This window comes from Streptomyces sp. NRRL S-1813 (genome assembly GCF_000719605.1).
GTDB lineage: Bacteria > Actinomycetota > Actinomycetes > Streptomycetales > Streptomycetaceae > Streptomyces > Streptomyces decoyicus.
Window position 1 is genome coordinate 330,012 of record NZ_JOHB01000003.1, and the last position, 11,133, is coordinate 341,144.

Genomic DNA, 11,133 nt, shown 5'->3' on the forward strand with positions numbered 1-11,133 from the left:
CCCCTCTGTCATCTCAACCTGAGAGTTTCACCGGCCCGCACGAGGCGGCCCGGCTTTCACCGTCGGTGAGGAGGGGCCCCGGCACTGTGCCATCCGTCGCCCGCCCTGCTTTCCAGAGTGACCTCACCCATGCGGTACGTGTGCCTGAGAGATTCCGGGGAGGATTTGCTCCTTCGGCGCCCAGGTCGCGAACGACACAGGACTCTCCCGCACGGGGTCTGCGGCCATTGGCCAGCCTACCAGCGCCGCAGTCGAAGGCTCCTTCGAGTGGCCAGGGCATGAAATGTGCCGTTTGGTAGTTGTCAGAGGGCAGTTGCGACCAATTGGAGGGGCCGTGCAAACCGATATCGATCCCCGGAGCCTGATCGGCCGCAAAGCGTTCGACCGTAACGGCACCAAAATAGGCACGATCGACGAGGTATATCTCGACGACGCGACGGGAGAACCGGAGTGGGCGGCCGTGCGTACCGGACTCTTCAGCCGGGACGCGTTCGTCCCCCTCGAACCCAGCAAGATGGTCGGCGAGGGCCTGCACATTCCTTACGACCGCAAGTTGATCAAGGATGCGCCGGACTTCGGCGTCGGCCGTCACCTCTCCCCTGAGCAGGAACTTCAGCTCTACCACCACTACCGACTTGATATCTCCTTCCCGACCTCCGACCCGGTGTCCTCCCCCGGCTCCGGTGACAAGAACTTCGGCAAGATCGCCGGCTCGGACGACTGACCGTCCGCCGGCCCCCCGCGCACCAGCGGCAGCGGCTCCCCCGGCCGCAGCGCCGGATCCTCGACAGCAAAGGTCCGCACCCTTCCCGGTGCGGACCACGGCGTTTCGAAGCGTACGGTCACCCTCCCCACCCCACTGCCCTGCACCCAGCCGGCGCCGTACTCGTCGTGCACCACGTCCAGCCCCGGATGCCAGCGCCGCGGCCGCTCCTCCTCGGCCTCGTGCGGCTCCGTCCCGCCGCCGGCCGGCTCCGCCGCCGCGGCTGCCGCGGCCTTCGCGGTCTCCTCCGCCTCCCGCTCCGTCGCCACCTGGGCGAACAGATCCTCCTGTGTGAAGTCGGCCAGTCCGCTGACCCCCACACCCAGCAGCCGCACCCCGCCGGTGGTGTCCACCATCTCCAGCAACCGCGCGGCGGCCTCCCGTATCACCGCCGGGTCGTCGGTCGGCCCACGGAGCGTCTCGGAGCGGGTCAGCGTCGAGAAGTCGTAGTTGCGCACCTTGATGACCACTGTCCGCCCGGACCGCCCGGCGGCCCGCAGCCGCTGCACGCAGCGGTCGGCCAGCCGCAGCACCTCGCTGCGCACCCGGGTCCGGTCGGTCAGATCGACCTCGAAGGTGTCCTCGACCGAGATGGATTTCGCATCGCGCTCGGCCACCACGGGCCGGTCGTCCCTGCCCAGCGCCATCGCATACAGCCCCGCCCCATGTGCCTTGCCCAGCAGCCGCACCAGCTCGGCCTCACCGGCCTCCGCGGTCTCCGCAACGGTGTGGATCCCGGCCCGGCGCAGCGTCTCGGCCGTCGCGGGCCCCACCCCGGGCAGCGTCCGCACCGTCATCGGCCCCAGCAGCTCCCGTTCGGTACCGGGCTCGATCACCACCAGGCCGTCCGGCTTGGCCGCCTCGGACGCGATCTTCGCCAGCAACTTCGCGCCCGCCAGTCCCACCGAGCCGGTCAGGCCCGTGGCGGAGCGGATGTCGCGGCGCAGCTGCTCCCCCACGCCCCGCACGGCGGCCGTCTCGGGCGGCACCCCGCCCGCTTCCAGGTCGACGAACGCCTCGTCCAGGCTCAGCGGCTCCACGAGCGGCGACAGCGCGTGCAGCAGCTCCATCACCGCCTCACTCACCTGGCGGTACAACGTGAAGCGAGGGGTGAGATAGGCGGCGTTGGGGCACAGCCGGCGCGCCTGCGCCGTGGGCATCGCGGAGCGGATACCGAAGACCCTGGCCTCGTACGACGCCGTGGAGACCACTCCGCGCGGCCCGATCCCGCCGACCACCACGGGTTTGCCGCGCAGGCTCGGCTTGGCCGCCTGCTCGGCGGCCGCGAAGAACGCATCCATGTCGAGATGCAGGATCGTCGGGGCAGGTCTCACAAGTTCGATGCTGCCCCATGCCACTGACAATCGGCCCGATGCCGGGCCGGTACCGCCGTCAGGGACTCAGCCCGCGCGGTTGCGCCGCCGCGCCAGCTCGTCGTGCGGGTTTTTCCGGACCAGGGTCTCGCCGGTGTCCACACGCTCTCCGTGGAGCTGTGACAGCGCGCTCTCCACGTCCCGCCACACCACGCCCACGGCGATCCCGAAGACGCCCTGACCGCCCTGGAGCAGATCCACGACCTGGTCGGGCGAGGTGCACTCGTAGACCGTCGCACCGTCGCTCATCAGCGTCATCCGCGTCAGATCCGCCAGCCCGCGCGAGCGCAGATGCTGGACGGCGGTGCGGATGTTCTGAAGCGACACCCCGGTGTCCAGCAGCCGCTTGACGATCTTCAGGACCACGACGTCCCGGAAGCTGTAGAGCCGCTGGGTGCCGGAGCCGTACGCCGGCCGGATGCTCGGCTCCACCAGGCCCGTACGCGCCCAGTAGTCGAGCTGCCGGTAGGTGATGCCCGCTGCCGCACAGGCGGTCGGGCCGCGATAGCCGATGTCCTGCGCCTCGCAGTCCCCCGACACCGCCGCGGCCGGTGCCGGGGCAGGATTCGCTGCTGCGCCCGAGTGGAGCGGCAACGCCCCTTCCGCCGCCATACCGTCGCCGGTGATTGCCACGCCGCCCTCCGTCCTCCACGTCCCGGACGGGACCTGCCATATCGACGGTATGCAGTCACTCGGGGTGCGTCAACGATCGCCGCGCTCGCCACGCCGAGTGATAATCACCCTACGAGTGGTTTCTCGTGACCTCGCACGGGGAAAGGCTAGTTGTTTGGCTGGAAACAGGTGGTTCGCCTGGCCGGTATTACTGGCTGTTGGTCCCGAAGTCCTCGGGCGAGATCTGGTCGAGGAACTCGCGGAACTTCTCCACCTCGTCCTCCTGCTCGTCCGGGATGGCGATCCCCGCGTCGTCCAGCACACCGTCGGTACCGAAGATCGGCGTTCCGGTGCGCAGAGCCAGCGCTATCGCGTCGGACGGACGCGCGCTGACCTCGACCCCGCTCGCGAAGACAAGTTCGGCATAGAAAACCCCCTCGCGCAGATCCGTGATGCGGACCTGCGTCAGCTCCTGGCCCACCGCTTCGAGCACATCCTTGAAAAGGTCGTGCGTCAGCGGCCTGGCAGGGACCATGCCCTGCTGGGCAAAGGCGATGGCGGTGGCCTCCCCTGGCCCGATCCAAATGGGCAAGTATCGGTCGCCTCCCACCTCCCGCAGGAGCACGATCGGTTGGCTGGAAGGCATTTCCACCCGGACACCCACGACGTCGAGCTCGTTCACACAGCAACCCTAGGACGTGCCCGGCCGGTTTGGGTAGTCGGGCACTCGTTTGCTCACTACAGCCGGACCCGCAAAGCGCTCTGCACCAGTGCCGCATGCAGCCGTACGGACAGCGTCGCCAGCTCTCTGGCGGTCGCTTCGGCATGGGCCCTGGTCTGCGGGTTACGGTGCCGCCGAAGGGGTGCAACGACCTGCTCGACCAGGCCCGCCTCGCGCTCGGCGGCCGCCTTCACGGCACGCAGATGCCGCGGTTCGAGACCAAAACGGCCCAGGTCCGCAACGAGCTTGGCCACCGTGACGGCCTCGATGTCGTATCCGCCCTCCGCATGAGGGACGATGAGTCCGTAGGACTCCCAGTCGGCGAGCGCCGCCTCGTCCACCTCCGCGGCGGCGAGCAGCTCTGCCCGGCCGATCCGGGCAGCCGTAGGGCGCTCCTCACCAGGATCGTGTACGCCCTCGACCAGATCCCTGGAGGGAGTGGTCGGGGCCGGCAGCGGCACCTGCTCTCCGCGTGCCAGGGCGTCCAGATGCTCCCGGATGACCTTCAGCGGCAGATAGTGGTCCCGCTGCATCCGCAGGACGCCGGCCAGCCGCTCGACGTCCGCCGGCGTGAACTTGCGGTATCCGGAAGGCGTGCGCTTCGGCTCGACCAGTCCCTCGGCCTCCAGGAAGCGAATCTTGGAGATCGTGACCTCGGGAAACTCCTCGCGCAGGAGGTTGAGCACCGTGCCGATGCTCACCGGCCTGCCGTCCGAGGAGGCGGCGCCGGCAGAGCCGGCACCGCCTTTCGGTGTATCGCGCATATGCCTTCCCCGACCGGTCAGATACCGGCGCCTCGCTGGCTCGCGTAGAAGACCAGGCGGAACTTGCCGATCTGGACCTCGTCACCGTTGGCGAGGGCGACGGAGTCGATCCGCTCACGGTTGACGTAGGTGCCGTTCAGGCTGCCGACGTCGGCGACCGTGAAGAGACCGTCCGGACCGCGACGGAATTCCACATGACGGCGCGAGACCGTCACATCGTCGAGGAAGATGTCGCCCTGCGGATGCCGGCCCGCCGTCGTCAGCTCGCTGTCCAGAAGGAAGCGGCTGCCCGAATTCGGACCCCGGCGGACGACCAGCAGCGCCGACCCGAGCGGAAGGGCGTCGACGGCCGCCTGCGCCTCGGGGGACAGCGACGGTGACAGGTTCTGGCCCGTCGCCTCCGAGTCGTAGGCCTCCAGCCCCGAAATGGAGATGGTCGAGGTCGTCTCGGACGCGCGCTCGGGCTGAGCGCCCGGACGCAGCGGCGCACCACAGTTGGAACAGAACCGGCTCGCCTCGGCGTTCCGGTTCCCACACCTCGTACAAACCGGCAAGGCCGACCCTCCACCCGTGCGTGCGGCTGATGGTTCCTGGGAACCTATGCGGCCGGGACCGGAGGGGTCAACAGAACCCGCGCCGTACCCCCCGGACGGACCGCTGACCTCGTCACGGAAGAGCGGGCGGTCCTCGGACGCACCGCTCTCGTCGGGCCGGCCCGACGCGCGGTGCCGCGCGGAGCCGCTGCCGCCCTCCTGGCGCGCGCTCTTGCCGAACAGCTTTCCAAACAACTTCACGGGCGATTCCCCTTGAACGAAATAGACCCGCCCGTGGGGCAGGACGAACCCTCGATACACACACCGGCCGATCCGGACATCCTGTGAACGTCCGTGGCCTTCAGACAGTTTCCACCACACACCACACGCACGGTGCGTCGACCCCCCGTTACCTCATGCCCTCCCCGGGCACTCGACATACGTGTACGCCTCACTGCGATGACGACCGAGCGTAGTCAGGCCGCTTCGCCTCTCGCAAGGCGTCCACAATGATCTTCTCCTCACGGGTCACAGACACCTTGGCCTGCTCCTTTTCCAGCGTCTGGACCACTCCGCCGGGGATGTTCAGCGCCGGTTCGAGGTCCTCCGGCTTCCCGATGACCTTGAAGCGGAACGGCTGCGTGACGCGCTTGCCGTCGATCTCGACACCGCCCCGAAGATCCGAGAGGGAGGTGTTCGCGACGACCCGGACATCATTGACCTGGATGGCCTCCGCGCCGGCGGCCCGCAGCTCCTGGATGGTGTCCAGCAGCTTGTCCGCCTCGACGGAGTGCGTCGGGTCATCGATGGTCAGGTTGATGCCGGGCCCCTGCGCCGCGACGGTCCCGGCCAGCACACCCAGCTGCTGTTCCTTCTCCACGGTCTGTTTACGGGCCTCCTCGGCCTGGTCCGAGCTGTTCGCCAGCTCGGTCTTCTGCCCTTCCAGGCGCCGCTGTTCGTCGGTCAACCGCTGGGAGCGATTGTCCAGCTCATCCAGAATGCGCACCAAGTCTTCCTGGCGCGCACCCCGCAGCGCACTGCTGTCACTTGTGGAACGTACCTGAATCGCCAGACCGAGTCCGAGAATGAACAGGAGCAACGCGACGATCAGTTGAGCCCGGGTCAGCCGCGGCGGCCACAAGCTCGCCACCAGCCGGTCCCGACCGTTCTTCGGGCGCTCCGCACTCCCGTCATCGGCGATCACATCCGGAGTCGAGGAGTCTGCCCCTTTGTCCGTCTTCTGTCCAGCACTGTCCGGTTCCTGCGCTTCGGTCTCCTCTTCGGAGTCCGCCCGCTCCGGGGTGCTCCGGCTCTCGGGTGGCATCGGCAGCCGGCCGGCCGGGCCTCTGTCCCGACTCGCGTCCGGCCGGCCCGGCTCCGACTGGTCGGGCTCCGACCGCTCCGGATCCGACTGGTCCGGCTCCGACGCAAGCGGCTTCTTCTCCGGCCCGGCCCGCTCCGACTTCGCCACCGGTTCGGGCCGCTCCGCCCGCTCCGGGTGGACCGACTGCTCGGGCTTCTTCACCGGCTCCGGGGTCTCCTCGGTCGACATCCGCCTCACGCCCGGAAGACGTGCCGGCGGATCGCGGCGGCGTTGGAGAAGATCCGGATACCCAGCACCACGACGACGCCGGTGGAGAGTTGGGCGCCGACGCCCAACTTGTCGCCGAGGAAGACGATCAGCGCGGCGACGACGACATTCGACAGGAAGGAGACCACGAAGACCTTGTCGTCGAAGATGCCGTCCAGCATCGCGCGCAGACCGCCGAACACGGCATCCAGCGCCGCGACGACAGCGATCGGCAAGTAGGGCTCGACCACCGTCGGCACCACGGGTCGGACGACAAGTCCGACCACGACTCCCACGATGAGGCCCAATACGGCGATCACGATGTGCCCTTCCCTGTGTCGGCGCCGTCCGCCTTGGCGGCACCGGCCTGCGGCTTTGCGGTACGTACGATCAAACTGGGCGCGGGCGGCAGCGTGACCTCGTTCTCCGCGGAAATCCTGGTACGCACGCCGTAGTTCTCCTGCAACACATGCAGGTACTGGCCATCGGCGCTGTCCTGGAACGCGGTGCTCAGCCGCTGCCCGTCCCCCACCGCCAGCACCGTATAAGGCGGCACCAGTGGCTTGTTGTCGACCAGTATGGCGTCTCCTGCGGCTCTGATCGCCGAGAGTGACGTAAGCCGCTGTCCATTGACGGAGATGGCCTCCGCACCGGACGCCCACAGGCCGTTGACCACGCGTTGCATGTCCCTGTCGCGTACTCGCCCCGTGTCCGAAAAACCACTGCTCTCGCGCGGACCGCCGCCATTGGACTCCGCGCCCTTGGCGTCGTCCACGACGAGTTTCACACCGGGCCCGGTGGCCTGCGAGGAACCCGACAGCAGAGCCAGCAGTTCGGCCTTGTCGCCACCCTGCTGCTTCAGCGCCTCGCGCTGCATTCTGCTGACGTCGTCCCGGAGCGCATCGACCCGCTGCTGCTGCCGGTCCGCCTCGCCGGTGCCCTTCTGGATGCGGTTGATCAGCTCCGTACGCTCCTTGGCCAGCGTCGGTGCGGATATCCGCGCCTGCGCCGCCCCCACCGTCACCACGACCGCGGCGAGCACCAGACCGGCCGCGAGGCCCAACTTCGCCCGCAAGGTACGCGGCAGACCGCGCACACCGGCTTCGGACTTCCGCGCGGCGGCCTCGGCGTATCCGTCGTCGAGGCTGTGATCCATCACATTGTTCAGCAGCGACATGGACGCATCGGGGCGCGCGGCCGGCGTGTTCGTGTTGCTCCGATCGGGGCGCTGCTGCGACATGCCGCACATCGTCGCACGTCGGCCGCACAGTCTCCCAATGGCCCCACCGGCGTGCCCGGGCACGGCCCGCCGGCGGGGTCCGGGTCAGCGTCCTGCGCTGTCCACCACTGCGGACCACTCGTCCAGCAGCTGCTGGGCGGAGGCGTCATCGGGGCCTTCCGCCCACAGGTGGGTGACGGCCTCGGCGGGGTCGGGCAGCACCAGAACCCAGCGGCCGTCGGGCTCCACGACCCGTACGCCGTCGGTCGTGTCCACGTCCCGGTCACCGGCCGCCTCGACGACATGCCGCATGACGAGCCCCTTGACCGCCCAGGGAGTGGCCAGGTCACGGCGCTGCACATGCGCCCGCGGGATCCGCGCATCGATCTGGCTGAGCGTGAGCTGGGTGCGGGCCACCAGGCCGATCAACCGGACGAACGCCGCCGCGCCGTCGAAGACGCTGCTGAACTCGGGGACGATGAAGCCGCCCATGCCGTCCCCGCCGAAGATGGTGCCGTCTTCGCGCCCCACCCGGGTCAGATCGTCGGGTGACGTCGTCGTCCACTCCACCTGCGTGCCGTGATACGCCGCCACCTGCTCGGCGATCCGGGTCGTGGTCACCGGCAGCGCCACCCGCCCGGTGCGCCGTTCGGCCGCGACCAGATCCAGCATGACCAGCAGCGCGCGGTCGTCCTCGATGATCCGGCCGCGCTCGTCCACCAGGGACAGCCGCTCGCCCACGGGGTCGAAGCGCACACCGAACGCCGCCCGGGCCGAGGCCACGATCTCCCCGAGCCGGACGAGCCCGGAACGCCGGGCGTCGGCCGTCTCGGTCGGCCGGGACTCGTCGAGCCCGGGGTTGATGGTCAGGGAGTCGACGCCGAGCCGGCCCAAGAGGCTGGGCAGGACAAGGCCCGCGCTGCCGTTCGAGGCATCCACGACGACCTTCAGTCCGGACTCGCTGATGCCCGTGATGTCCACGGCCCGCAGCAGGGTGCCGGTATAGGAGTCGAAGACGCTGGCCGGGAAGATCAGATCACCGATCTCGCCGGGGAAGGCGCGACGGTACTCCTGGCGGGCGAAGACCCGGTCGAGCTTGCGCTGACCGGCCTGCGAGAGGTCGGCGCCCCGCTCGTCGAAGAACATGATGTCGACGGAATCCGGCACTCCGGGCGTCGTACGGACCATGATGCCGCCGGCGCTGCCCCGGGCGGTCTGCTGGCGAGCGACCGGCAGCGGGACGTTCTCCAGGTCGCGTACGTCGATGGCGCTGGCCTGAAGGGCGGAGATCACCGCGCGCTTCAGCGCCCGGGCGCCACGGGAGTGGTCTCGCGCGGTGGTGACCGTGGAGCCCTTTTTGAGCGTGGTCGCATACGCGCCCGCGAGCCGCACGGCGAGTTCCGGCGTGATCTCGACATTGAGAATCCCGGACACACCGCGCGCGCCGAACAGATGAGCCTGGCCCCGGGACTCCCAGATCACCGAGGTGTTGACGAATGCGCCGGCCTCGATGGTCTTGAACGGATAGACCCGCACATTGCCCTGGACGATCGACTCCTCGCCGATGAGGCATTCGTCGCCGATGACGGCGCCGTCCTCGATCCGGGCGGCCCGCATGATGTCGGTGTTCTTGCCGATCACACAGCCGCGCAGATTGCTCTGCTGACCGATGTAGACGTTGTCGTGCACCACGGCCCGGTGCAGGAACGCACCGCTCTTGACGACGACATTGGAGCCGACGACGGTGTGCTCACGAAGCTCGGCTTCCGCTTCGATCTTGGCGTAGTCACCGATGTACAACGGACCGCGGAGCACCGCGTCGGGGTGGACGTCGGCGCCCTCGGCGACCCATACGCCCGGCGAGATCTCGAAGCCGTCGATTTCGACATCGACCTTGCCTTCGAGCACATCGGCCTGGGCCTTCACATAGCTTTCGTGGGTGCCGACATCCTCCCAGTAGCCCTCGGCGATATAGCCGTAGATCGGCTTGCCTTCCTTCATGAGCTGCGGAAAGACATCGCCGGACCAGTCGACCGGCACATCGGGCTCGAAGTAGTCGAAGACCTCCGGCTCCATGACGTAGATACCGGTGTTGACCGTATCGGAGAAGACCTGGCCCCAGGTGGGCTTTTCAAGGAAACGTTCGACCTTGCCGGCCTCGTCGACGATGGTGATGCCGAACTCGAGCGGGTTGGGCACCCGCGTGAGGCAGACGGTGACGAGGGCGCCCTTTTCCTTGTGGAACCGGATCAGATCGGTGAGATCGAAGTCTGTGAGAGCGTCACCGGAGATGACGAGGAAGGCGTCGTCCTTGAGGGCTTCCTCGGCATTCTTCACGCTGCCCGCGGTGCCGAGTGGCTTTTCCTCATTGGCATAGGTGAGCTCCATTCCGAGCTCTTCGCCGTCGCCGAAGTAGTTCTTTACGAGCGAGGCAAGGAATTGCACGGTCACAACGGTCTCATTGAGACCATGCCGTTTCAGCAGCCTGAGTACATGCTCCATGATCGGCCTGTTGGCAACAGGAAGCAGGGGCTTGGGCATGCTGGACGTCATGGGGCGAAGTCGTGTTCCTTCGCCGCCGGCCATCACAACGGCCTTCATGTCGGAAGCGTCCTCCTCTAAGAGACGACGGTCTTGCCGACTTCACCTGTCCAAATCGCCCGCTGTTCCAGTTTTCTGGGTGCGGGCGCCGGGCCCTGGCACAACCTGCCGGTTCGGAGAGCTCAGTCGGCCGTGGTGTCCGCCCTGATGAGTCGACGGACCTGGACCACGTAGAGGATCCCTGCCCACCAGTAGAGCGCCGTACCCCATCCTGCGAACGCCCATCCGAAAACAGTGGCGAGTTCGTGAAGCCAGCCCTTCCTGTCGCTCAGGAGGAGCAGCGGGAAGGCATACATCAAGTTGAACGTAGCCGCTTTGCCCAGGAAGTTCACCTGGGGAGGCCCGTAACCGTGGCGTCCGAGGAATCCGACCGCGATGAGCAGCATCAGTTCCCGGGCCAGCAGGGCCGCGGTGAGCCAGAGCGGCAGGATCTCGCGCCATGTCAGACCGACGAGGGTGGACAGGATGTAGAGGCGGTCGGCAGCCGGGTCGAGGATTCGCCCCAGACTGCTGATCTGGTTCCAGCGACGGGCGAGATTGCCGTCCAGGTAGTCACTGACACCGCTCAGCGCGAGGATCAGAAGCGCCCAGAGATCAGCGTTCGGGCCACCGAATTCCGGCCACAGGATCAGCCACAGGAACACCGGCACGCCGACGAGGCGCGCCATGCTCAGGACATTCGGGATGGTGAGGACGCGATCCGTCTGGACCCGCGTCTCCTGGACCTCCACGCGGGGGCCTCCTGTGGGGGAAATGTGCCAACGATGCCCCCTGACCTTACCTGGCCCGCCGGCCGTGCCATGCTCCGGGTCCCAAGATCACGAAAACGCAGAAATGCCCCGCAAGAACCTAGGTTCTTGCGGGGCATTTCTCAAAATTTGTTCGGCGGCGTCCTACTCTCCCACAGGGTCCCCCCTGCAGTACCATCGGCGCTGAAAGGCTTAGCTTCCGGGTTCGAAATGTAACCGGGCGTTTCC

The 11,133-nt window shown here is 67.9% G+C and carries 11 protein-coding genes, 1 rRNA gene and 1 riboswitch; of the genes, 1 reads left to right on the forward strand and 11 read right to left on the reverse strand.

Annotated features, from left to right (window positions below; all coding sequences use genetic code 11):
- Nucleotides 1-122: 122 nt before the first annotated feature.
- A riboswitch (glycine riboswitch) is annotated at nt 123-220 on the reverse strand.
- Nucleotides 221-334: 114 nt separating this feature from the next.
- Nucleotides 335-724 (forward strand): PRC-barrel domain-containing protein, encoded by a 390-nt coding sequence (locus IF67_RS0108625; protein WP_030983742.1) that lies wholly within the window; start codon nt 335-337, stop codon nt 722-724.
- Here the strand turns inward: IF67_RS0108625 and IF67_RS0108630 are convergent.
- The 11 genes from IF67_RS0108630 to rrf all read right to left on the reverse strand — a co-directional run.
- On the reverse strand, nt 628-2,097 hold the full coding sequence (locus tag IF67_RS0108630) for a DNA polymerase IV (protein WP_078889346.1): 1,470 nt from the start codon (nt 2,095-2,097) through the stop codon (nt 628-630). The genes IF67_RS0108625 and IF67_RS0108630 overlap by 97 nt on opposite strands.
- A gap of 66 nt (nt 2,098-2,163) precedes the next feature.
- The gene (locus IF67_RS0108635; protein ID WP_030983746.1) at nt 2,164-2,769 is read right to left on the reverse strand and encodes a MerR family transcriptional regulator; all 606 of its coding nucleotides are present in this window, start codon (nt 2,767-2,769) and stop codon (nt 2,164-2,166) included.
- Nucleotides 2,770-2,956: 187 nt separating this feature from the next.
- A complete protein-coding gene (locus IF67_RS0108640) occupies nt 2,957-3,430 on the reverse strand; it encodes a bifunctional nuclease family protein (RefSeq protein ID WP_006606439.1) in 474 nt (157 codons plus the stop codon).
- Nucleotides 3,431-3,486: 56 nt separating this feature from the next.
- On the reverse strand, nt 3,487-4,233 hold the full coding sequence (locus IF67_RS0108645; RefSeq protein WP_030983750.1) for a MerR family transcriptional regulator: 747 nt from the start codon (nt 4,231-4,233) through the stop codon (nt 3,487-3,489).
- Between the two features lie 17 nt (nt 4,234-4,250).
- Nucleotides 4,251-5,099, reverse strand: coding sequence for an FHA domain-containing protein (locus IF67_RS41255; RefSeq protein ID WP_234341030.1), 849 nt, complete (start codon nt 5,097-5,099; stop codon nt 4,251-4,253).
- Nucleotides 5,100-5,217: 118 nt separating this feature from the next.
- Nucleotides 5,218-6,090: a DUF881 domain-containing protein gene (locus IF67_RS0108655; RefSeq protein ID WP_051817812.1), complete on the reverse strand. Its 873-nt coding sequence runs from the start codon at nt 6,088-6,090 to the stop codon at nt 5,218-5,220.
- A 233-nt stretch (nt 6,091-6,323) separates the two neighbouring features.
- Nucleotides 6,324-6,656, reverse strand: a complete 333-nt coding sequence (locus tag IF67_RS0108660) for a small basic family protein (protein WP_003984969.1) — start codon at nt 6,654-6,656, stop codon at nt 6,324-6,326.
- A complete protein-coding gene (locus IF67_RS0108665) occupies nt 6,653-7,576 on the reverse strand; it encodes a DUF881 domain-containing protein (protein ID WP_030983754.1) in 924 nt (307 codons plus the stop codon). The genes IF67_RS0108660 and IF67_RS0108665 overlap by 4 nt, the downstream gene beginning before the upstream one ends.
- 84 nt (nt 7,577-7,660) lie before the next feature.
- Nucleotides 7,661-10,156 carry a mannose-1-phosphate guanyltransferase gene (locus IF67_RS0108670; protein ID WP_030983756.1) on the reverse strand — a complete coding sequence of 832 codons (2,496 nt, stop codon included), beginning with the start codon at nt 10,154-10,156 and terminating at the stop codon, nt 7,661-7,663.
- Between the two features lie 122 nt (nt 10,157-10,278).
- A complete protein-coding gene (locus IF67_RS0108675) occupies nt 10,279-10,887 on the reverse strand; it encodes a CDP-alcohol phosphatidyltransferase family protein (protein WP_030983758.1) in 609 nt (202 codons plus the stop codon).
- A 149-nt stretch (nt 10,888-11,036) separates the two neighbouring features.
- A 5S ribosomal RNA gene (gene rrf, locus IF67_RS40250) occupies nt 11,037-11,133 on the reverse strand; the annotation flags it as partial.

Coding starts and splice junctions, on each gene's coding strand:
- IF67_RS0108645 (WP_030983750.1), bottom strand. CDS start 4,233: ATGCGCGATACACCGAAAGGCGGTGCCGGCTCTGCCGGCGCCGCCTCC.
- IF67_RS0108655 (WP_051817812.1), bottom strand. CDS start 6,090: ATGCCACCCGAGAGCCGGAGCACCCCGGAGCGGGCGGACTCCGAAGAG.
- IF67_RS0108665 (WP_030983754.1), bottom strand. CDS start 7,576: ATGTCGCAGCAGCGCCCCGATCGGAGCAACACGAACACGCCGGCCGCG.
- IF67_RS0108670 (WP_030983756.1), bottom strand. CDS start 10,156: ATGAAGGCCGTTGTGATGGCCGGCGGCGAAGGAACACGACTTCGCCCC.